This window comes from Deferrisoma camini S3R1 (genome assembly GCF_000526155.1).
GTDB lineage: Bacteria > Desulfobacterota > Deferrisomatia > Deferrisomatales > Deferrisomataceae > Deferrisoma > Deferrisoma camini.
In genome coordinates this window covers 347,957-370,301 of record NZ_JAFN01000001.1, presented here as the reverse complement: position 1 = coordinate 370,301, position 22,345 = coordinate 347,957, and the positions used below count along the sequence as shown (strand labels likewise).

The window sequence follows — 22,345 nt, the reverse complement described above, 5'->3', positions numbered from 1 at the left end:
AGCCCGGTCCCCTTCTTCAGGTTCGGACCGGGCTCCAGGGTTCGTCTTCCTCCAGCACCACCACCTTCACCCCCCCTTGTTCCCCTTGCGGAACGGCTTGCACCGCCTCGGCCAGCGCCTCCACGGCGCTTCGCTCGCCCACGGCGTGGCCCACGTCCACCAGGGCCATCCCCGCCTCCCGGGCGTCGAGGGCGGCGTGGTGACGCACGTCGCCCGTGACCAGCACCTGGGCCCCGGCCGCCTGGGCGGCCCGCCACAGCGACGCCCCACTGCCCCCGCACACCGCCACCCGCGCCACCCGGCGCAACGGGTCGCCCACCACCCGGGCGGTGGGGGCCGAGAGGCGGCCTGCCGCCTCCCGGGCGAACTCCGCCAGGGGCATCGGATCCGGCAACCGCCCTACCCGCCCCAGGCTCGGCCCGTCCTTGCCGGGCTCGGGCAGCGGCTCCACCTCCACCAGCCCCAACTTCGCGGCCAACCGGTCGTTCACCCCGCCCACGGCTCGGTCCAGGTTGGTGTGGGCGCAGTACACCGCCACCCCTGCCGTCAGCAGGTCGTGGATCTTCCGGCCCAGGGGGGTCGAGAGGTCGATGCAGGCAAGGGGTTCGAGGAAGAGGGGGTGGTGGGTGAGGAGGAGCTCGGCCTTTTGGCTCAGGGCCGCGGCCACGGCCGCAGGGGAGGGGTCGAGGGCCACCAGCACGGTCCGGACCCGGGCGCGGGGGTCACCCAGCTGCAGACCCGGCCGATCCCAGGGTTCGGCCAGGGACAGGGGCGCCACCGATTCCATCGCCCTGGCGATCTCGGAGACGGTCAGCGACACGCGCGTCCTCCCCCCGGCATCGCCGTCGGTTCCAACGAACTCCCCATGGGTTGTCCCGCGAGTGGTGGGCCCACCTGGATTCGAACCAGGGACCGGCCGGTTATGAGCCGGCTGCTCTGACCAACTGAGCTATGGGCCCTTCGGAAACCGTGAATTATCGGCGAGAGCGGGCTCGGTGTCAAATGCGAATAGCATGCGGCCGAGCGCCCGCCCGGCTCCCCGGTCAGGCCTTCTTCAACATGGGGCCCAGGGGACGGCCGCCCAGCAGGTGCACGTGGAGATGGAACACCTCCTGTCCGGCATCGGGCCCGGTGTTGCTGATCAGCCGGTAGCCGCTCCGGGCCACCCCCTCCTTCTCGGCGATCTCCCCGATCGCCCGGGCCAGGCTCGCCAGGAACGGGGCGTCCTCGGCGGTCAGGTCGGCGAAGCTCTCCCGGTGGGCCCGGGGCACGATGAGCACGTGCACCGGCGCGATGGGACGGATGTCCCGAAACGCCACCGCGTGGTCGTCCTCCCACACCTTGTCGGCCGGGATCTCCCCCGACACGATCTTGCAGAAGATGCACTCAGCCACGGGAACACCTCCTCTCTCTCGAGGGCTAGAAAGCTGGGAGGCTGGGACGGAGGCTTGAAAACCTCACTGCTTTCCAGCCGTTCCAAGCATGACCGCGCCTCTTTGGGGTCACCTCATGGTCTCGGGGGGCATGGGTTTCATTCTGGCTCCTGAACCCCATGCCCCGCCGCCGGCTCTGCCCCCCGGATCAGGCAACGTTACCTTCCCCGTTGCAGGGCCCCGCAGCGGCCTGATGGAGCTTCTAAGCATCACCTCGCCTCTGCTGGTGTCACCCCACGGTCCGCGGGGGATAGGGGCTGCCCGGGGAACCGGGGCGACGAACGACTTACGACGCCCGACAAACGGCCTACCGGTCCGAAGGCCCGAAGTCGAACCGCAGGGTGCCGTAGGGCCCGGTGAGCCACAGCACGGGGCGGGCATCGGGCCCCGGCTCGACGGTCTTGGGGAAGATCAGGGTGTACTCCCGGGTCCAGGGGCTCACGTAGGGGTACTCGACCCGGCTCTTGTCGTTCTTGGGCAGGGCCACCACCTGCACGGGCTCCCCCCGGGATCCGTCGGGCAGCTCGAGCACGGCCCGCCACAGGGTGTCGGGCTTCTCCAGGTCGTTGGTGTCCGGAGAGGGGGTGTAGATCGCCACGTGGAACTCCCACGCCAACCGCGCGGCCCGAAGCTCCTCGGCCCGCATCCGCTCGGCCTCGCCGGGCCCCAGACGGTAGCGCGCGGCCGTGGTGGCCACCAGGGCCTCCCGCAGGGCGGGCGAGCGCCAGGTGGCCCAGGCCTTGGCCACGGTGTCGAACCCGCTGTACAGCTCCGCGCTCCGGGTATGCTCCCGGAGTGCCCGGCCATAGGCCGTGGCCGGGTCTGCGAAGTCCCGGGTCAGGAACACCCCCCGCCGGGCCGGCGCGCAGGCGGCCAGGACCACCAGCGCCGCAAGCACTGTGCCCAAACGGGCACGCAATCTCGCGGGGCGGGGCAAGGGGCCCGCCTCCGGCCGGGCGCGAAGCCGGGCATTGCGATTCGCCGCGCAGGCACAGGACCGAAGAGCTGATTTCCCGACAACTCGGTGCAATCCGAACCGTTTCGCGGTCCGAGCGTCAGAGGCGCTGCGCGGCGAGCCAAGGGGCCGCGCCCGGCTCTCCGACAGGTCCCTTGCCCCTCCGAGCAGGGAGCGATGGAACCCGTTTATCCGCCGGGGTACCAACGAAACCTCAGCCCACCACGTCGGCCTTGGTGAACAGGGCCTCGAACCGGTACCCCCGGGACTCGATGGCCTGCCTTCCCCCCTCCTCGCGATCCACCAGGGCCAGAACGCCGAGCACGGCATACCCTTCCTCCTCGATCCGTTCGATCGCCCGAAGGCTCGACCCGCCGGTGGTCACCACGTCCTCCAGCACCACCACCCGCGCCCCGGGCCGCAGGTTCTTGCCCCCCTCGATCCACCGCCGGGTGCCGTGGCCCTTGGGCTCCTTGCGAACGATGAACGCCGGCACGGGCCGCCCCTGGAGCTGGGAGACCAGACTGGTGGCGGTGGCCAGGGGGTCGGCCCCCAAGGTCATGCCCCCCACCCCCTCCACCTCGCCGAACCCCCGGAGGCGGTCGAAGAACAGGCGGCCGATCAGGTACGCCCCCCGGGGGTGGAGTGCGGTCTGCTTGCCGTCCACGTAGAAGTCGCTCTCACGACCCGAGGCCAGCACCACCCGGCGGCGCTCGTAGCTCTTGTCGCGCACCAGGGAGAGCAGCTCCTGCCACAGGGCTTGCATGTCTTCGGTCATTCCGGGTCCTTTTCTTTGGGCCGAGGCCCCAGTCTCTAGTCTCTAGTCTTCAGTTTCTAGCATTCGTCGCAGCAACTGCCCACCGGGTAGGCGCCGGTGAAGCAGGCGTCGCAGAACTCGTACCCGTCTCCTTTGGTGGCCCGCCGCAGCCCCTCGTGGCTCAGGTACCCCAGGGAGTCCGAGGTCAGGAACCGGTTGATCTCGTCCACCGTGTGGTTGGCCGCGATGAGCTCGGTGCGGGTGGGCGTGTCGATGCCGAAGTAGCAGGGGTAGGTGGTGGGCGGCGAGGAGATCCGCATGTGCACCTCCCGGGCACCAGCCTCCCGGATCATCTTCACGATCTTCTGGCTCGTGGTGCCCCGCACGATCGAGTCGTCCACCACCACCACCCGCTTGCCCTGGAGCACGCCCCGCACCGCATTGAGCTTGAGACGCACCCCGAAGTGCCGGATCGACTGCTCCGGCTCGATGAAGGTCCGGCCCACGTAGTGGTTCCGGATCAGCCCCATGCCGAACGGGATCCCCGAGGCCTCGCTGTAGCCCAGGGCGGCCACGATGCCCGAGTCGGGCACCGGGATCACCACGTCCGCCTCCACCGGGTGCTCCCGGGCCAGCTCCCGGCCCAGGGCGGTACGCACCCGGTAGACCGACTGGCCGAACACCACCGAGTCGGGCCGGGCGAAGTAGATGTGCTCGAACACGCACCGCCGGGGCGGCACGGGGTCGAACGGCCGGAGGCTCTCCAGACCCTTGGCGCTGATCATCACCAGCTCCCCCGGCTCCACCTCGCGCAGGTACTCGCCGCCGATCAGGTCCAGGGCGCAGGTCTCCGAAGCCACCACGTACGAGTCCTTGACCTTGCCCAGGATCAGCGGCCGGAACCCGTGGGGGTCGCGCACCGCGATGAGCCGCTTCTCGATCAGCACGAGCAGGCTGTACGCCCCTTCCACCTGGCCCAGGGCGTCCACCAGCCGGTCCACCAGCTTCTCCTTGCGACTGCGGGCGTAGAGGTGGGCGATCACCTCCGTGTCGGAGCTGCCCCGGAAGATGCTGCCCTCCTCCTCCAGCCGGAGCCTGAGGGCCTCGGCGTTGACCAGGTTGCCGTTGTGGGCGAACGCGATCGAGCCGTGGACCGTTTCCACCACGAACGGCTGGGCGTTCTTGAGCTCGCTCGACCCGGCGGTGGAGTAGCGCACATGCCCGATGGCGTGCACGCCCCGGAGCCGTTCGAGGGTGGGCTCGTCGAAGATATCGTGCACCAGCCCCATGCCCAGGTGGAACCGCATGCCGTCGCCCTCGGCCACGGCGATGCCGGCGCTCTCCTGGCCCCGGTGCTGGAGGGCGTGGAGCCCCAGGTAGGTGAGGTTCGCAGCCTCGGGGTGGTTGTAGATGCCGAACACCCCGCAGTGGTCGTGCCAGTGTTTGTCCATGGGATCGGTCGTTGGTCCTCGGTTGTTGGTTGTTGGGTGGGGCTGGGGGCTCCGACGAAGCGCGACGGCCGAGCAGCTAGGGCCGCCCGGCGCGAGCGGTGCGGCTGCGGCGCGTGCCCTCACGCGCCGCAGCGGACCGCGCCGAGGCGGCACCTGCGAGGCCGTTCAGCGAAGGAGGGGCCCCCAGCCCCACCCCCTGCTGGGATAACCGCGAAATTTCCGGAACACGACTCTAGCCTCTCAAGTACTCCACGGCGTTGCGGAACAGCGCCAGGCCCTGGCCCTCCTCGGGCAGGTCCTCCCGGGTCCACCGGGGGTGGTTGGTCCGGTGGAGGAACGCCTCGGGGTGGGGCATCAGCCCGAACACCCGGCCGGTCGGGTCGCACACCCCGGCCACGGCGGCGGGGCTGCCGTTGGGGTTCCAGGGGTAGGCCTGGGTGGGATTGCCCTGGGGGTCGGTGTACCGGAGCGCCACGAGCCCTGCCGACTCCATCTCGGCCAGGACCCGGGGCGATCCGGTCACGAACTTTCCCTCGCCGTGGCGCACCGGGTAGTACAGCCTGTCCAGGCCCCGGGTGAACACGCACGGGGTCGCCGGATCGACCCGCAGGTAGACCCACCGGTCCTCGAACCGACCCGAATCGTTGTGGGTGAGGCTCGCGGTGGGCTCGCCGTACCTCTCGCCCAAGGCCGGAAGGAGACCGAGCTTCACCAGGAGCTGGAACCCGTTGCACACGCCCAGCACCAGCTTGCCGGCCGCCACGAAGGCCATGAGGTCGTCGAAGAACCGGTGGGTCCCGTTGTCCCGCACCCGGCCGTACCGGAACCGAACCGCCCCGGCCTTGGCCGCGCCCAGGTCGTCGCCGTCCAGGAACCCGCCGGGGAGGTTCAGGAAGTCGTAGTCCGCCAGCCGCACCCGGCCGGCGAACACCTCGGCCGTGTGCACCACGGTGGCCTCGGCACCGGCCAGCCGGCACGCATGGGCCATCTCGCGTTCGCAGTTGGTGCCGTTTCCGGTCAGCACCAGGGCCTTCACCTTGGGCATCGCGTCAAACCTCGGGGAGGGAAGCATCGTCGGGCCCCTGCGGGGCCGTCTAGAGACTAGAGACTAGAAACTAGAGACTAGACCATACCCCCCGGACCGTGGGGTGGAGGCAAAGAGGCCCGGTGATTCCTAGAACGTATGGGAATCCGGGAGGTTTTCAAGCCTCCTAGCCTCCTAGCCTCCTAGCCTTCAAGCGGAAGTCATCCCAGGGCGGCCAGGGGGGCCTGCCAGGCCCGCTTGAGCTCGTCGATCCGGGCGTTCACCACCGGCCGGCCGTCGATCCCACGCAGCACCAGCACCGGGTCGGCCGTCACCGTGCCCACCGGAGCGAACGCGGTGCCGGCCAGCGCCTCCTCGAACGCCCCGGCGTGCTCGGGCCGCACCGTAACCACAAACCGGCCGGGCGACTCGCTGAACAGCAGCTCGTCGTCCCGCTCCACCCGGTCCATGGGCACGCCGGACAGGTCGGCCTCGATCCCGAGCCCCCCGGAGAACGCCGTCTCCGCCAGGGCCACGGCCAGCCCGCCGTCCGAGCAGTCGTGGCACGACGCCACCCAGCCCCGGCGGATGGCGTTCTCCAGGCCTCGGTACAGGGGCAGGGTCTCCTCGGGCCGGACCCGGGGCACCCGGTTCCCCACGAAGCCGTGGGCGGCCCAGTACTCCGACCCCCCCAGCTCAGGCCGGGTGATCCCCAGCACGTACACCCGGTCGCCGGGCCGCTTGGCGTCCATGGTGACGCAGCGGCGCACGTCCTCGATTCGGCCGATCACGCTCACGAGCAGGGTCGGGGGGATGGAGATCTTGAGGTCCCCGTGCACGTAGTCGTTCTTCATGGAGTCCTTGCCCGAGATGAGCGGGATGCCGTAGGCCACCGTGAGGTCGTACAGGGCCTCGTTGGCCCGGACCAGCTGGGCCAGCTTGTACTCCCCGTCGGGGTTCTTCTCGCTCGCCACCGGGTCGCACCAGCAGAAGTTGTCCAGCGCCGCCAGGTGGTCCAGGCTCGCCCCCACGCACAAGGCGTTTCGCACGGCCTCGTCCACCGCGGCCGCGGCCATGGCGTAGGTGTCGATGTCGCTGTACCGGGGCACGATCCCGTTGGCCGTGACCACCCCCTCGAAGCTCTCGAGCACCGGACGGACGACGGCGGCGTCCGAAGGGCCGTCGTTCACCACCCCCACGAACGGCTTCACCACGCTGCCGCCCTGGACCTCGTGGTCGTACTTGCGGACGATCGACTCCTTGGAGCAGACGTTCAGCCGACCCAGCAACCCCGTGAGCTCGTCGGTCAGGTCGCCGGGGCAAGGGAACGTGGGCTCGGGGTGCACCGGCTTCTCCCAGCGGGCCCGAAGCCGCATCTCGGGCAGGCCTTCGTGCAGGAACCCGAGGGGCAGGTACGCCACGGTGCGGCCGTCGTGGAGCACGTGGAACGCGCCCTCGTCGGTGAACTCCCCCAGGTCCGTGGCCTCCACCCGCATCTCCCGGGCCAGGCCCAGGAACGCCTCCACGTTCTCGGGGGGCACGGCCAGGGTCATCCGTTCCTGGGACTCGGACACCAGGATCTCCCAGGGGTCCAGGCCGGGGTACTTCAGGGGGGCCCGCCCCAGGTCCAGTCGGGCGCCGCCCGACTGCTCGGCCATCTCCCCCACGCTGGAGGACAGCCCCCCGGCCCCGTTGTCGGTGATCGAGCTGTACAGGCCCCGGTCTCGGGCGATCTGCAGGAAGTCGTAGAGCCGCTTCTGGGTGATCGGGTCGCCTAGCTGCACGGCGGTGGCCGGGCTCCCCTCGTGGAGCTCCTCGGACGAGAACGTGGCGCCGTGGATGCCGTCCTTGCCGATGCGGCCCCCCACCATCACGATGCGGTCCCCCGGCCGGGCGGCCTTCTCGTGGCCGGGCCGGCCGGCCACCTCCCGGGGGATCAGGCCGGCGGTGCCGCAGTACACCAGGGGCTTGCCCAGGTACCGGTCGTCGAACACCACGCACCCGTTTACGGTGGGGATCCCGCTCTTGTTGCCGCCGTGCTCCACCCCTCGCACCACGCCCTCGTAAATGCGCCGGGGGTGCAGGAGCCGAGGGGGCAGCTCGCCCTCGAGGAACGGGTCGGCGAAACAGAAGGTGTCCACGTTGAAGATGAGCCGGGCCCCCATGCCGGTGCCCATGGGGTCACGGTTCACCCCCACGATGCCGGTGAGCGCCCCGCCGTAAGGATCGAGGGCCGAGGGCGAGTTGTGGGTCTCCACCTTGAAGCACAGGCTCCAGTCCTGGTTGAACGCGATCACCCCGGCGTTGTCCTTGAACACCGACAGGCAGAAGTCCCGGTCCCCCTTGCCCCGGCGCACCCGCTCCGTGGCCCCCACGATGTAGGTCTTGAACAGGCTCCGGATGGTCCGGCGGGTGCCGGTCTCGTCGTGGTACTCGATGGTGGCGTTGAAGATCTTGTGCTTGCAGTGCTCCGACCAGGTCTGGGCCAAACACTCCAGCTCCACGTCGGTGGGCCCGGCCGGCAACCCCAGGTCCTTCCGGAGGCGGCGGACCGCCGGGTCGCGGTAGTGGTCGCGGATCGCCCGCATCTCGTCCAGGGACAGGGCCAGCAGCCGCTGCCGGGACAGGGCCAGCAGCGCCTCGTCCGGGATCTCCAGATCCACGGCCCCGACCCGGCCCCCGCCGCCGCCCCGCACCCGCGGCACCTCGGCGGGGAACCCGCCGGCCCGTGCGAACTCCGCCGCCGAGAGCACCCGCCACCGGTGGATCAGCTCGTTGGCCAGGAGATCGCGGGCCAGCCGCTCCACCTGGTCGCGGGTCAGCGCCTCGCCCCGGATCAGGTACTGGACCGCGGTGTACACCTGACGGTCGTGGGAGAACCCGCGGCCGAGGCGCATCTCCACCGCCTCCTTGGCCGTGCGGCCCACGTTGTCGGTGACGCCCGGCAGGAACCCCACCTCCACGGCCCAGTGGAACCCCGGGAACCCCCGGGGGCCGTAGGGCTCGCCCAGGGTCCACTCCTGGATCACGGGGTCCACCAGGGCGTCGCCCACGGCGGCGAGGTCGTCGTCTCCCAGCCCCAGGTCCAGGGTGTACACGTCCAGGGTGCGGACCTCTTCCACGGGCAGGTGCAGGAACTCCCGCACCTCCCGCGCCACCCCCTCTCCCCGGGGATCCCGGAACTCGGGCCGGATCCCCACCTCCACTCGATGCGCCATTGAATCGGTCTCCGGTCGTCGGTCTGGGGCCTTCGGCCCCCCCGGAAAGCTACGAATCGTCCTCCCCGAAGATCCGCTGGAAGATCGTGTCCACGTGCTTGAGATGGTAGCCGATGTCGAACGCCTCGTCGATCTCCTCGGCCGACAAAAGCCGGCCCACGTCCGGGTCCTGGCGCAGCAGCGCCTTGTAGTCGGCGCCCTCCTCCCACACCCTCATGGCGTTGCGCTGGACCATGCGGTAGGCGTCCTCTCGGCGGACCCCCTTCTCCACCAGCTTCAGGAGCACCCGCTGGCTGTAGATGAGCCCGCCGGTGAGGTTCAGGTTCCGCTCCATCCTCTCGGGGTACACGACGAGGTTCTCGATCACGTTTGTGAACCGGTGCAGCATGTAGTGGAGCAGGGTGGTGGCGTCGGGCGCGATGACCCGCTCGACGCTGGAGTGGGAGATGTCGCGCTCGTGCCACAGGGCCACGTTTTCCAGGGCGGCCTGGGCGTACGAGCGCAGGAGCCGGGCGCAGCCGGTGAGGTTCTCGGTGGCGATGGGATTGCGCTTGTGGGGCATGGCCGACGAGCCCTTCTGGCCCGCCGAGAAGTACTCCTCGGCCTCCAGCACCTCGGTGCGCTGCAGGTGCCGGATCTCCACGCTGAACTTCTCGATGCTGGCGCCCACCAGGGCCAGCATGCTGAAGAACTCGGCGTGGTGGTCCCGGCTGACCACCTGGGTCGAGCCCCGCGCCGGCCGCAGGCCCGCCCGCTCGCACACGTACTCCTCCACGAACGGGTCCACGTTGGCAAAGGTGCCCACGGCCCCCGAGATCTTGCCCACGGCGATGATCTCGCGGGCGCGGCGGAGCCGATCCAGGTTGCGGGTCATCTCGTCGTACCAAAGAGCGAGCTTCAGCCCGAAGGTGATCGGCTCGGCGTGGATGCCGTGGGACCGGCCCATCTGGGGCACCCGTTTGAACTCGTGGGCCCGGCGCCGGAGCACCCGGCACAGCCGCTCGGCCTGGGCCAGGATCCGGTCGGTGGCCTCGACGCACAGCATCGCCAGGGCCGTGTCGAGCACGTCGGACGAGGTCATGCCCATGTGGATGTAGCGGGACGGGGGACCCACGTGCTCGGCCACGTTGGTCAGGAACGCGATCACGTCGTGCTTGACCTCGGCCTCGATCTCGGCGATCCGGTCCACCTCGAACGCGGCCTTCTCCCGGATCTGCCGCAGATCCTCGTCCGGGATCCGGCCCAGGCGGTTCCACGCCTCGCAGGCGTAGATCTCCACGTCGAGCCACTTGCGGAACCGGTTCTCGTCGGACCATACGGCGGCCATCTCGGGCCGGGTGTAGCGAGGGATCATGGGGGGAACTCCGGTCTACGGTCTACGGTCCACGGTCGTCGGTCTACGGTCGTCGGTCTGGGGCCTTCGGCCCGCTGGAAAGCTAGGAGGCTGGGAGGCAAGCCCCCAAAACCCCAGTTTCTAGTTTCTAGTCTCTAGTCTCTAGCCTCTTCCCCGCCGGCCGAGGTCCACCACCCGGCCGGGGCGGTCCTGGCGGGCCACCAGCAGCAGCACGTCGTCCCGGGCCCCGCGGGTGGCCAGCACCTCGCGGGTGCATCCGTAGGCCAGGTGCGGTTCGTTGTTCGTCTCGGACAGGTGGCCCAGCACCACGGCCCGCAGGCCGGGGTGGAGCACCTCGTCCACCAGGCGGGCGCAGTCGCCGTTGCTCAGGTGGCCGTGGCGCGACCGGATGCGCTGCTTCAGGAACCACGGGTAGGGGCCGTTGAACAGCCGCTCCTCGTCGTGGTTCGACTCCAGGTACAGGCCGTCGCACCCCTCCAGGGCGTGGCGCACCGCCTGGGGCACGAACCCCAGGTCCGTGGCGAGCCCCAGGGCCGAGGCGCCGTCCGAGACCCGCAGGGCCACGGGGTCGGCCGCGTCGTGGCACCCCGGCACGGCCAGCACCTCCAGCCCCGCCACCTCGAACGACTCGCCCGGGGCGAACTCCCGGACCTCCACCCCCCGCAGGGCCCCCGGCCCGAGCACCGCCTCCGCAGCCTCTCGGCAGGCCGGGGTCATCCAGGCGGGCACCCGGAACCGGCGGCACCACACCCCCACCCCCGCCAGGTGATCCCGGTGCTCGTGGGTGACCACCACGGCCTCGATCCGCCGGTCCTCCAGGCCGGCCGCGGCGAGGCGCCGCTCGATCTCCCGGCCCGGGAGGCCGGCGTCCACCAGCACGCCCCGGCCGCCGGCCCCCACGTACACCGCGTTGCCACGGCTGCCGCTGGCGAGGGCGCAGAACTCCACGCTACCCCTCCCCCGCCCGCAGGGCCCGGCGGCCCCGCCGGATCCGGTCCAGGGCCGTGGCGTTGGCCCCCGCGGCCAGCACGGCCAGGGTGGCCAGGGCCGCCCCGCCCCGCCCCAGCCCCAACGCCCCCTCCCACGGGCTCGCCAGGAGCCCCAGGGCCATCAGGAGCACCCGCTCCGGCCGCTCGAACCATCCCCCCCGCAGCGGATGCCCCAGCCCCTCGGCCCGGGCCCGGGCATAGCTGACCATCAGCGCCCCCTGGACCGCGGCCAGGGCGAACGCGCCGGCCGCCAGGGGGTGATCCGTGGCCGAGGCGCGCAGCCACAGACCCGCAAGCACCAGGAACTCGCCGTATCGATCCAGGGTGGAGTCCAGAAATGCGCCGGCCCGGGTCGCCTTGCCGGCGGCCCGGGCCAGGGAACCGTCCAGGGCGTCCATCACGCCCCCCACCAACACCGTGACCCCGGCCGCCACGGGCCAGGCCCAGGCGAGCCCCCCAGCCACGGCCGACAGGACCAGCCCGGCCCCGGTCAGCGTGTCCGGGGACACGCCCCGACGCGTCAGGGGCCCCACGACCAGGGCCTGGAGCACGCCCCGGAACGCCCGCTCCGCCGGGCCTCCGGCCAGCATCACCGGCCCTGGGCCAGGTATGCCTCGATCCGGGCGCGGGCCTCGGGCTCGGGCATCTGCTGGGGGGGGTGCTTCATCGTGTACGCCGAGATGGCGAGCAGCGGACCCGCGTCGCCCCGGTCCCGGGCCACTTTGCACACCCGGATCGCGTCCACGGCCACGCCCCCGGAGTTGGGGGAGTCCTGCACGGACAGCCGGGCCTCGATCTCGATGGGCGCGCCGCCGAACCCCCGGGCCTCCATCCGCAGGAAGCACACCTTGTTGTCGTTCTGCCAGGCCACGTAGTCCGAGGGGCCGATGTGGATGTTCTCGCTGGGCAGCGGCTCGGGCAGCACCGACTGGACCGCCTCGGTCTTGGAGATCTTCTTCGACCGGAGCCGGTCCCGCTCCAGCATGTTCAGGAAGTCCGTGTTGCCGCCGGTGTTGAGCTGGTAGGTGCGTTCCAGCACGGCGCCCCGCTCCGCCATGAGCCGGGCGAGCACCCGGTGGACCACCGTGGCCCCCACCTGGCTCTTGACGTCGTCCCCCACGCACGGGATGCCCTCCTGCCGGAACCGCTCCCCCCACTCGGGGTCCGACACGATGAACACGGGCATGCAGTTCACGAACGACACCCCGGCCTCGAGGCAGCACCGGGCGTAGTGCCGGGCCGCCTCCTCGCTGCCCACCGGCAGGTAGTTCACCAGGATCTCCGCCCCGGTCTCCCGGAGCACCCGGGCCACGTCCACGGGCTCGGCCCGGGCGATCCGGAACGCCCGGTCGGCCGGATGGTCGGCCATGTGGGGGGCCACCCCGTCGAGCACGGGCCCCATCTGGACCGTCACCCCGGTCGGCGGCAGGTCGGGGCAGATGGGCCGGATGCAGTTGGGCGGGGCCAGGATGGCCCGCTCCACCGGCCGCCCCACCTTGCGTTCGTCCACGTCGAAGGCCGCCACCACCCGGATGTCCCACGGCCGGTACCCCCCCACCACAGGGTGCATGAGCCCCATCGACTCGGCCGGGTTCCGGCGGTAGTACTCGATCCCCTGGAGGAGGGCCGCCGCGCAGTTGCCCACCCCCACGATGGCCACACGGATCTCACCCATTGGGAACCCCTCTCGCCAATGAACACCGACAAGCGGCTGATCCGACGGACCGCCCCGCGGCGTCCCCCGGGCCACCGGGCCCGGCCGGCCGCGGCGGCGGACCGGGACGCCGACCGGGGGGAAAGGAAACCCCGGCCCGGCGCAGGCACGGAACGCTGGAATCTACTTTGCGGCCCTGCGCCGTGTCAACGCCGAAGCCGCTGCACCACGTCCCGGCCCCACGCCAGCAGGTACGCCCCCAGACCCGTGGTGCGGCGCTCTCCGCCCCGGCGGGTCAGGGTGCCGTCCAGGTACCATGCACGGGCCCGGAAGCGCTGGAGCTTGCCCGACGAGGTCTTGGGCAGGGTCCGGGCGGGCACCACGACCACCCGGTCGGGGCGGCACCCCGTGGCGGAGGCCACGGCCGCCCGCACCTCGTCGGCCAGACCCTCCCGCGGGTGGGGGTCCCGGGTCTCCACCACCAGGACCACCTCCTCGGTGCCCCGGTCCTCCCGCTCCACGGAGAAGGCGCACACCCCGCCGGGCTTCACCCCCTCGATCCGGGCGGCGGCGGCCTCCAGGTCCTCGGCGAAGTAGTTCCGGCCGGCCTTGATCACCAGGTCCTTCTTCCGGCCCGACACATAGAGGTGCCCGTCCAGGAAGAACCCCAAGTCACCGGTGTGGAGCCACCCGCCCCGGAGGGTGTCTGCCGTGGCCTCGGGGTTTCCGTAATACCCCTTCATGACGGACGGGCCCCGCACCACGATCTCGCCCCGCACGCCCTCGGGCACGGGGCGGTCGGCCTCGTCCACCACCGCCACATCCACCGTGGGCAGCGGCCGCCCCACGCTCACCAGCACCCTGGCACCGTCCCCCCGCGGGCACGGCTCGGCCCGGCCCTCGGCCTCGAGCCGGTCGGCACGCACCGCCTGCAGCCGTGGGGGACGGCCCAGGTCGGAGAAGGACACCGCCAGGGTGTTCTCCGCCAGGCCGTAGGCCGGGAAGAACGCCTCCGGCCGAAGCCCCACGGCCTGGAACCGGCGGGTGAACGCCTCCACGGTGGAGGGGTGGATCGGCTCGGCCCCGCACAGGGCCACCCTTAGCGCCGACAGGTCCAGGCCGGCGAGATCCGCGTCCCGGACCTTGCGGGCCACCAGGCTGTAGGCGAAGTTCGGCCCGGCCGTGAGGGTGCCCCCGTGGTCGGACAACATGCGCAGCCACCGCACCGGCCGCCGCAGGAAGTCGATGGGCGAGCACGCCACCAAGGGGATGCCGAAGTACAGGGAGCCCAGCATGAGCCCGATCAACCCCATGTCGTGGTAGAGCGGCAGCCACGACACCGCCACGTCGCCCGGCCCGGGCCGGATTCCGTGGGCGATGGCCCGGAGGTTGGCCAAGAGGTTGGCGTGGGTCAGCATCACGCCCTTCTGGGCCCCCGTGGACCCCGAGGTGAACTGGAGCAGGGCCAGGTCGTCGGGCCGGACCGCCAACCGGGGTCCGTCGCCCGCGGCGGACGCGTCGCCCGGGGTCAGGAACCGCACCTTCTCGCCGATGCGGTCCTCCACGGGTCGGACCAGGGGCCGGATCAGACCGTTGGTCACCAGGTGCCGAACCCCTGCGGTCGAGGCCACCCGGGCCAGGCCGTCCAGGTACTCCTCCAGACGCCCCATGCGCACCGGCGGGTAGGCCGGCACCGGCACCCCCCCCGCCAGGAGGATGCCCCAGTAGGCCTCGTAGAACGCCCGCTCCGTGGGAAGGATCAGGAGCACGGCGCTCCCCGGCCCCACCCCCTCCCGGGCCAGGAGGGCCGCCCACCGGCCGGCCCCCTCCCGAAGGTCGGCGTAGGTGAGGCGACAACCCACCCGGTCCTTGGCATACAAGGTCAACCACACCTCACCGCCCTGGCGCCGGACCCGCTCGTCCAGCACCTGCTGAAGGGTGGCCGCCCCGGCCAGTTCGTCAGGAAAGCGGGCGTCGGTCATGGGGGTCCTTCGGTCGTCGGTGGTCGGTCTGGGGCCTTCGGCCCAGCCGTCTCGCCCCGCCACATCTCCGCCACCGTCTGCCGGGCGGCCGCGGCCAGGGCCTTTCGGTCGGGGAACCGGGCCGGGTCCAGGGGCGGAGCCACCCGCACCTCGGCCCGGATCGGGCCCGCGGGGACCAGTCGGGTCCGCATGTGCCGCCACAGGTCCGGCTCGTCGATCCACGCCCACACCCGCGGGTCGGGGGGCTCCAGGTAGCGCACCGCCACCGGGATCACGGGCGCACCCGTGCGCATGGCCGCCTCGAACAGCATGGGCCGAAACGTTCCCAGGGTCTTCCCGTCGGCCGAGACCCCGGCCTCGGGGAACAGGACGACCCGCTCCCCCCCGGCCAACAGCCGGGTCAGCTCGTCCACCCAGGGCAGGCAGTCCCGGGGCCGGTCCCGGTCGAGGAACACCGTCCCCCCGCACCGGGCCAGGGCTCCGAACAGGGCCCACCCATGGATCTCGTCCTTGGCCACGAACCGGCCCGGCACCGTCGCCGCCAGGCACAGGATGTCCAGGTAGCCCACGTGGTTCGCGGCCACCAGCCCGGCCGGCGGCGGCGCCGGCCCCCTCCGGTCGACCCGGAGGGCCAGCGCCGCGGCGCAGAACCGGGCCCACGCCGGCATCGCCCGGCGCCACCCGCCCCACCGGGCCCACAGACCGAACACCGGTGAGGCCAGGGCGGCGGCGACGATTCCGGCGGTGCGCCTCCATCCCATGGTGCCCACCCTCCTCATCCGGTGCACCCGATCCGCTGCCCGGCAGCTTTGGGCCTTCGGCCCGCCAGGCGGCTGGGTAGATGGGCAGTCGGACGGTTCCTGAACCCCATGCCCACCGACGGCACCGTGCCAAGCCTACGGGAGCTGTCCGGTGAGGATGCCGAGGATCTCCCGGTATCGGCGGGAGGTCTCGGTCACCACCTCCGGGGGCAGCTCCGGGCCCGGCGGGGTCTTGTCCCAGTCGAGACCCGACAGGTAGTCGCGCACGTACTGCTTGTCCAGACTCTCCTGCGGCACCCCCACCCGGTAGTCGGCGGCCCGCCAGAACCGGGACGAGTCCGGGGTGAGCAGCTCGTCGATCAGGATCAGCTCGTCCCCGAGCAGCCCGAACTCCATCTTGGTGTCGGCGATCAGGATCCCCTTGTCGGCCGCCTCGTCCGCCCCCCTCTGGTACACGGCCAGGGCCAGGTCGCGCACCCGCCGGGCCAGGTCCGGACCGATCAGCTCCTCGACCCGGGAGAACGGGATGTTCTCGTCGTGGTCGCCCACCTCGGCCTTGGTGGAGGGGGTGAAGATCGGCTCGGGGAGCCGTTCGGACTCCCGGAGCCCCTCCGGAAGGGGAATCCCGCACACCGCCCCGGTCCTCTGGTAGTCCTTCCACCCGGAGCCGCTCAGGTAGCCCCGGACGATGCACTCCACCGGCAGGGGCTTCGCCTTCTTGACCAGCATGCTCCGGCCCGCCAAAACCTCGGCGTGGCGCCGGGCCGGTTCGGGGAACTCGGCCGGATCGGCCGAAACCAGGTGGTTGGGCACCAGGTCTTGGGTGCGGCCGAACCAGTGAACCGACAGCCGGGTCAGCACCTCGCCCTTGCCGGGGATCGGGGTGGGCAGGATCACGTCGTAGGCGCTCAGCCGGTCGGTGGTCACGATCAGGAGGTGCTCCCCGAGATCGTAGATGTCGCGCACCTTGCCCCGGCTCACCAGCCGAAGCCCCTCCAGGTTCGTCTCGTACACGGTCTGGGTCATGGAAGATCCTCCAGGAACGGTGGGACGTTCGGACGTTGGGATGGAAGGGCGGGCAGGGGTTCCTCGCCCCGCCGCCCCCCCCGCGGGAGAGGGAGGGCGAGGGTGGGATCTGCCGGGCTAGCTTCCCAACCCCTCGATCTCCAGGATCTCGTACTCTTTGACGCCCCGGGGGGCGTCCACCTCCACGTCGTCGCCCACCTCCTTGTTCAGGAGCGCCCGGGCCAGGGGGGAGGTGATGGAGATCCGGCCCTCGTTCACGTCGGACTCGTGGGGGCCCACGATCTCGTAGACCTTCTCCTCGCCGGTGTCCAGGTCCTCGAGCCGCACCCGCACCCCGAACCGCACCCGCTCCTGGGGCCCGCGGGGCGGGTCCACGATGTCCGACTCGGCCAGCTTGGTCTCCAGGTCCCGGATCTTCGCCTCGATCCACCCCTGCTTCTCCCGGGCGGCGTGGTACTCGGCGTTCTCCGAGATGTCGCCGTGGGCCCGGGCGGCCTGGATCTCCTTGACGATCTCGACCCGGTCCACCTTTTTCAACCGTTCCAGCTCCTCGCGAAGCCTCGAGTATCCCTGCCTCGTGATCGGCATCCGGCTCATCGGAACTTCCTCCTCGAATCGTTGGGGCCTTCGGCCCGCTGGAAAGCTAGAAAGCTGGGAGGCTGAAAGCCTCCTCTATCTCCTAGGTCTGCGCCAGCACCTCACAGTCCGGGGGGCATGGGATCTGTTGGAGAGCCGCGTGCGGCTCCTTGGCTCGCCCTCCGGAAAAAACGGGCCCGTTTTGTCGCCGGATCCCCCGTAGGATCCGGCGCTAACAAAAAGGCCGCCCCGCGGGCGGCCGGCACATCGGGCGCCGCGTCGGGTCTCCCCTACCCCACCTCGTTGTACGGCCGAACCCGGAACCGCACCCCCAGCTCCTCGGCCCGGCGGCGGCACGCCTCCACGTCCAGCCCCGGCACGGCCACCACCGAGGCCGTGACCTCGGGGATGTGCTCCCGGGCCTGGACCAGAAACCCCAGCACGGCCCGGTAGGCGTCCGGAATGCCCGGACGACACAGCCGCTCGTACGTCTCGGCATCGGGCGCGTTCAGGCTGACCGACACGGCGTCCACCAGGCCCGCGAGCTCGGCCGGCACGTCGCGGCGGTGCACCGCGCTGGCGAGCCCGTCGGTGTTGACCCGGATCCGCCGGGCGCCCCGGGCCCGCAGCTCCCGGGCCACCTGCTTGACCAGGTCGAGCCGAAGCAGGGGCTCCCCGAACCCGCAGAACACCACCTCGTCCCACGCATCGGGGCCGCCCTGGGCCTCCACCGCCGCCAGCACCTCGTCGGCCGTGGGCTCGCGGTCCAGGGCCAGGTCGTGGCCCTTCACCACCGGGGCCCGGTGTTTGGGGCAGAAGGCGCACCGGTTGGTGCACCGGTCGGTCACGTTCAGGTACAGGCTCCGACGGATCGGATAAGCGATGGGGGTGGCCCGGACCTCCCCGATCCCGAACAGATCCCGGCACGCCCGGGTGGTGATGCGGGCCACGTCCTCCACCTCGAGCCCGCGCACCCGGGCCACCTCGGCCGCGGTGTGCACGACGTACGCCGGCTCGTTGGTCCGGCCCCGCTTCGGCTGGGGCGCCAGGAACGGGCAGTCGGTCTCCAGGAGCACCCGCTCCAGGGGCACGTGGGCCACCACCTCGCGCAACCGGTCGTTGCGGGGGTAGGTCACCGTGCCAGGCACCGACAGGTAGAACCCCAGGGTCAGCACCTCCCGGGCCAGGGCCAGGTCGCCCGAGAAGCAGTGGAACACCCCCCGCAGGCCCTCCCCGGCCTCGTCCTTCAGGATCCGCAGGGTGTCCTCGTGGGCCTCCCGGTCGTGGATCACCACGGGCAGGCCCAGCTCCCGGGCCCTCCGAAGCTGGTCCCGGAACCGCTGCTGCTGGGCCTCCCGCGGAGAGCGGTCCCGGAAGTAGTCGAGCCCGATCTCCCCCCAGGCCACCACGCGATCCGACGACCGGGCCAGGTCGGCCAGGTCGTCCAGATGGGCGTCCGTGACCCGGGCCGCCTCGTGGGGATGCACCCCCACCGTGGCCCACACCCCGGACCGGGCCTCGGCCACGGCCACGGCCTCGCGGCTGTCCTCCGGGTCGATGCCCACCGTGATCACGGCGCCCACCCCGGCCCGGCGGGCGCGGGAGAGGACCCCTTCCACGTCCTCCCGCAGCCCCTCCAGGGTGAGGTGGGCGTGGGTGTCGACGATCACCGGACCTCGATCCGGGGGAACAGGCTCTTCCCCCGCTCCGTGCGCACGCCGGCCGGAAGGCCGCCCCAGGTGCGGAGCTCCTCCAAACGGCCCTCGTCCACCGGCCGGGGCAGCCCCAGCCGACGCCAGATCTCCCGCCCCGTGCCGGGCAGGAACGGGAACACCAGAAGGCCCACGGCCCGCAGGGCCTCGCAGGCGTTGTAGAGCACCTGGTCCAGGCGCGGGGCCTTCTCCGGGGCCTTGGCCAGGGCCCAGGGCGCGGTGGTGTCCACGTACTTGTTGACCACGCCCACGAACTCCCACACCGAGGTCAGGGCCTTGTGGAACGCCAGGTCGTCCATGGCCGCGTCCACCTGCTCCAGGCACGCCGTCAGGGCGTCGCGCAGCCCCTCGTCCACCCCTTCGGTGCCGAACGAGAGCACGCGGGGCACCACGCCGTCGCGGTACTTGCCCACCATGGCCAGCACCCGCGACACCAGGTTGCCCAGGTCGTTGGCCAGGTCCGAGTTGATCCGGTGGACCAGGGCCTCTCGGCTGAAATCGCCGTCCAGGCCGAACGGCACCTCCCGCAGCAGGAAGTAGCGAAACGCATCCACCCCGTACTCGGCCGCGATGGCTCCCGGGTCCACCACGTTGCCCAGGCTCTTGGACATCTTCTTGCCCTCCACGGTCCACCAGCCATGGGCGAACACCTTCTTGGGCAGCGGCAGCCCCGCGCTCATCAGGAAGGTGGGCCAGTACACCGCGTGGAACCGCAGGATGTCCTTGCCGATCACGTGCACGTCGGCCGGCCAGTACCGGGAGAACCGGTCCTCCTCGTCCGGGAAGCCCGCGCCCGTGATGTAGTTGGTGAGGGCGTCGAACCACACGTAGATCACGTGGGCCGGGTCGCCCGGGACCGGGATGCCCCACGAGAAGCTGGTGCGCGAGATGGACAGGTCCCGCAGCCCCTCCCGCACGAACGACAGGATCTCGTTTCGCCGGCTCACGGGCTGGATGAAGTCCGGGTTCTCCTCGATGTGCCGGAGCAGGGGCTCCTGGTACCGGGACATCCGGAAGAAGTAGCTGGGCTCCTTGAGCCGGTCGGTGGGCCGGTGGCAGTCCGGGCAGTTGCCCTCCATGAGCTGGTTTTCCGTCCAGAAGGTCTCGCAGGGCGTGCAGTACCAGTCCTCGTACTCACCCAGGTAGATGTCGCCGTTGGCCTGCACCCGACGGAACAGCTCTTCGACGGACCGGTGGTGGGCCGGATCGGTGGTGCGGATGAAGCGGTCGTTGGAGACGTCGAGGGCCTTCCACAGGTCCTGGAACCGGGTCACCACCCGGTTGGCCAGGTCGATGGGCTGCTCGCCCCGCTCCGCCGCCGCTTTCTGAACCTTCTGGCCGTGCTCGTCGGTGCCCGTCAGAAACAGCACGTCGTAGCCGGCGGCGCGCTTGTACCGGGCCAGGGCGTCGCAGGCCACGGTGGTGTAGGCGTGGCCGATGTGGGGCACGTCGTTGACGTAGTAGATCGGTGTGGTCACGTAGAAGGTCTTCGACATGGTCATCCCTTTTTGCGTCTCGGCCGACGCCGGCTCCTGCGTTTGCGCCCCTGGCCGGCCGGCTGCTCCGCCGCCGATGGGGCCGACGTCTCCTGGGACGGCGGCTTGGGTTTGTCGGGCTTGGGTCCGGCGGGCTTGCGGCCTCTTCCGCCGGGGCGCTTCTCCCGCCCGGGGCCGCCGGACGTCCTCCGGGGCTCCTGCCGGGGCTTCTCCCCCTTCGCCGGGGCGGGGCGGGAGGGGACGCTCCACTCGGCCACCGACACCGCCACCTCGCCCTCGCGGGTCTGGATGACGAAGGTGCCCTCGAGCACGTTGCGCCGGACCACCTTGCCGGTTCCCCGGGGGGTCTCCACGGTCTTGCCCAGCCGGGGAAACCGCTTGGCCTCGCGCTTGTACTCCTCGTGCTCGTAGCCCAGGCAGCACATCAGGCGGCCGCACACCCCCGAGATCTTGGTGGGGTTCAGGGCCACGTCCTGCTCCTTGGCCATGCGCACGCTCACCGGCGAGAACTGGGTGAGCCAGGTGGCGCAGCACAGCTCCCGGCCGCAGGGGCCCACCCCTCCCACGAGCTTGGCCTCGTCGCGCACCCCGATCTGGCGCATCTCGATGCGGGTATGGAACTCCCGGGCCAGCTCCCGCACCAGCTCCCGGAAGTCCACCCGTTGCTCGGCCGTGAAGTAGAAGATCGCCTTGGATCCGTCGAACAGATACTCCACGTCCACGAGCTTCATGGGAAGACCCTTCTCGCGGATCTTCTCCAGGCACACCTGGAACGCGTACCCTTCGAGCTCGCAGTTCTGCTCGTATCGGAGGATGTCGCGCTCGCCCGCCCGGCGCAGCACCTTTTTGAGCACCTGGCCGGACGGCGGCTCCATCTCCCGGGGGGCCGCCGCCACCTGCCCGAGGGCCATGCCCCGCTCGGTCTCCACCACCACCCAATCGCCGGGCCCGCACTCCAGCGGCCCGGCGTCGAAATGGTATACGCGGCTGGCGCGCTTGAAACGAACCCCTACGACCCGAGCCAACGGTCCTCCCAATCCTGCCCCGCCAGCCCGAGAAACAGGGCGTCCAGGGCCAGTTCCGTGTTCACGTTGCGATCCATCCACTCCAACACCCGCGCCAGCCCGGCCTGACGGTCGAGCCACGCAGGGACGGCCCCGTCCAGGCGACGTATGCGCCGGCGCACCACCCACTGCAGGGTCTCCAGCCGATCCCGCAGGTCCGGAACCCGCGCCCATTCGGCCCCCAGCCGCAGCCGCTCCCCCGCGGTCAGCCCGTCCCACCGGTCCACCAGATCCTCGGCCTGCCGGACCCACTCCAGAAACTCCCCCGGCTCCCGGCCGAGCACCCGGCCGGGTCGGCCGCCGCACACCCGGGCCAGGGCCCGGGCCTGCTCGGGCTCCATCCCCTCCGACACGAGGACCTGCTCCACGGCCCCGTCCGGCAGGGGGTCGAACCGAACGCACTGGCACCGGGAGACCACGGTGGGCAGGAGCTGGTCTCGGTGATGGGCGGTGAGCACCAGGTGGGTGCCTGCGGGAGGCTCCTCCAGCGTCTTCAGGAGCGCGTTGGACGCCTCCCGGGTCAGCCGGAAGGCGTCGGGGATTATAGCAACCCGGCGGCCTCCCTCAAAGGGCCGAAACGAAAGGCTTTCCTGGAGCGCCCGAACCTCCTCCACCCCCACCCGCGCCCCACGGGGCACGAGCACGTGCAGGTCCGGGTGGTTGCCCGAGTCGAGCCGCCGGCACGACCGGCACGCCCCGCACCCCTCGCCCCGGGCCAGGGCCCCTGCCTCGCCGCACAGCAGGGCCCGGGCCACCTCCCGGGCCACCCGGGTCTTGCCGATGCCGTCCGGCCCCCAGAACAGGTACGCGTGGGGCACCCGTCCCGAGCCCAGGCTGCGGCGGAGCACCCGCAGGGGGCGATCGTGGCCGACCACCCTTTCCGCGGCCACGGC

Annotated in this window: 19 protein-coding genes and 1 tRNA gene; all 20 read right to left on the bottom strand. The window is 71.4% G+C overall.

Annotated elements, in window-relative coordinates:
* Positions 1-16: 16 nt before the first annotated feature.
* The 20 genes from DEFCA_RS0101615 to holB all read right to left on the bottom strand — a co-directional run bounded on the left by DEFCA_RS0101615 (position 17) and on the right by holB (position 22,342).
* Positions 17-820 (bottom strand): Nif3-like dinuclear metal center hexameric protein, encoded by an 804-nt coding sequence (locus tag DEFCA_RS0101615; protein ID WP_025321305.1) that lies wholly within the window; start codon positions 818-820, stop codon positions 17-19.
* Between the two features lie 62 nt (positions 821-882).
* Positions 883-959, bottom strand: a tRNA-Ile gene (locus tag DEFCA_RS0101610).
* A gap of 84 nt (positions 960-1,043) precedes the next feature.
* Positions 1,044-1,394 carry a histidine triad nucleotide-binding protein gene (locus DEFCA_RS0101605; protein ID WP_025321304.1) on the bottom strand — a complete coding sequence of 117 codons (351 nt, stop codon included), beginning with the start codon at positions 1,392-1,394 and terminating at the stop codon, positions 1,044-1,046.
* A 346-nt stretch (positions 1,395-1,740) separates the two neighbouring features.
* Complete coding sequence (locus DEFCA_RS0101600; RefSeq protein WP_169709402.1) at positions 1,741-2,340, bottom strand: hypothetical protein; 600 nt, start codon at positions 2,338-2,340, stop codon at positions 1,741-1,743.
* A gap of 262 nt (positions 2,341-2,602) precedes the next feature.
* The gene (gene pyrE, locus DEFCA_RS0101595; RefSeq protein ID WP_025321302.1) at positions 2,603-3,166 is read right to left on the bottom strand and encodes an orotate phosphoribosyltransferase; all 564 of its coding nucleotides are present in this window, start codon (positions 3,164-3,166) and stop codon (positions 2,603-2,605) included.
* Positions 3,167-3,222: 56 nt separating this feature from the next.
* Positions 3,223-4,596 (bottom strand): amidophosphoribosyltransferase, encoded by a 1,374-nt coding sequence (purF, locus tag DEFCA_RS0101590; protein WP_025321301.1) that lies wholly within the window; start codon positions 4,594-4,596, stop codon positions 3,223-3,225.
* Positions 4,597-4,828: 232 nt separating this feature from the next.
* Positions 4,829-5,641: a phosphoribosylformylglycinamidine synthase subunit PurQ gene (locus DEFCA_RS0101585; RefSeq protein ID WP_025321300.1), complete on the bottom strand. Its 813-nt coding sequence runs from the start codon at positions 5,639-5,641 to the stop codon at positions 4,829-4,831.
* A gap of 200 nt (positions 5,642-5,841) precedes the next feature.
* Positions 5,842-8,838, bottom strand: a complete 2,997-nt coding sequence (locus tag DEFCA_RS0101580) for an AIR synthase-related protein (RefSeq protein WP_025321299.1) — start codon at positions 8,836-8,838, stop codon at positions 5,842-5,844.
* 49 nt (positions 8,839-8,887) lie between these two features.
* On the bottom strand, positions 8,888-10,192 hold the full coding sequence (gene purB / locus DEFCA_RS0101575; RefSeq protein WP_025321298.1) for an adenylosuccinate lyase: 1,305 nt from the start codon (positions 10,190-10,192) through the stop codon (positions 8,888-8,890).
* 141 nt (positions 10,193-10,333) lie between these two features.
* On the bottom strand, positions 10,334-11,140 hold the full coding sequence (locus DEFCA_RS0101570; RefSeq protein ID WP_025321297.1) for an MBL fold metallo-hydrolase: 807 nt from the start codon (positions 11,138-11,140) through the stop codon (positions 10,334-10,336).
* A 1-nt stretch (position 11,141) separates the two neighbouring features.
* Positions 11,142-11,771: a CDP-alcohol phosphatidyltransferase family protein gene (locus DEFCA_RS18965; protein ID WP_025321296.1), complete on the bottom strand. Its 630-nt coding sequence runs from the start codon at positions 11,769-11,771 to the stop codon at positions 11,142-11,144.
* A complete protein-coding gene (locus tag DEFCA_RS0101560) occupies positions 11,771-12,856 on the bottom strand; it encodes an inositol-3-phosphate synthase (protein WP_025321295.1) in 1,086 nt (361 codons plus the stop codon). Before DEFCA_RS0101560 ends, DEFCA_RS18965 begins: the two co-directional genes overlap by 1 nt.
* A 185-nt stretch (positions 12,857-13,041) precedes the next feature.
* Positions 13,042-14,817: a fatty acyl-AMP ligase gene (locus tag DEFCA_RS0101555; protein WP_025321294.1), complete on the bottom strand. Its 1,776-nt coding sequence runs from the start codon at positions 14,815-14,817 to the stop codon at positions 13,042-13,044.
* Positions 14,814-15,578 (bottom strand): lysophospholipid acyltransferase family protein, encoded by a 765-nt coding sequence (locus DEFCA_RS0101550; protein ID WP_025321293.1) that lies wholly within the window; start codon positions 15,576-15,578, stop codon positions 14,814-14,816. The genes DEFCA_RS0101555 and DEFCA_RS0101550 overlap by 4 nt, the downstream gene beginning before the upstream one ends.
* Positions 15,579-15,713: 135 nt before the next feature.
* Entirely contained in the window at positions 15,714-16,604 is an 891-nt protein-coding gene (locus tag DEFCA_RS0101545) for a phosphoribosylaminoimidazolesuccinocarboxamide synthase (protein WP_025321292.1), read from the bottom strand.
* Positions 16,605-16,721: 117 nt separating this feature from the next.
* Positions 16,722-17,201 carry a transcription elongation factor GreA gene (greA, locus tag DEFCA_RS0101540; RefSeq protein ID WP_025321291.1) on the bottom strand — a complete coding sequence of 160 codons (480 nt, stop codon included), beginning with the start codon at positions 17,199-17,201 and terminating at the stop codon, positions 16,722-16,724.
* Positions 17,202-17,470: 269 nt separating this feature from the next.
* Positions 17,471-18,850 carry a TatD family hydrolase gene (locus DEFCA_RS0101530; protein ID WP_025321290.1) on the bottom strand — a complete coding sequence of 460 codons (1,380 nt, stop codon included), beginning with the start codon at positions 18,848-18,850 and terminating at the stop codon, positions 17,471-17,473.
* Entirely contained in the window at positions 18,847-20,388 is a 1,542-nt protein-coding gene (metG, locus tag DEFCA_RS0101525; protein ID WP_025321289.1) for a methionine--tRNA ligase, read from the bottom strand. Before metG ends, DEFCA_RS0101530 begins: the two co-directional genes overlap by 4 nt.
* Positions 20,389-20,390: 2 nt before the next feature.
* Complete coding sequence (locus DEFCA_RS18960) at positions 20,391-21,413, bottom strand: PSP1 domain-containing protein (protein WP_025321288.1); 1,023 nt, start codon at positions 21,411-21,413, stop codon at positions 20,391-20,393.
* Positions 21,398-22,342, bottom strand: a complete 945-nt coding sequence (holB, locus tag DEFCA_RS22775) for a DNA polymerase III subunit delta' (protein WP_025321287.1) — start codon at positions 22,340-22,342, stop codon at positions 21,398-21,400. Before holB ends, DEFCA_RS18960 begins: the two co-directional genes overlap by 16 nt.
* Positions 22,343-22,345: the final 3 nt, after the last annotated feature.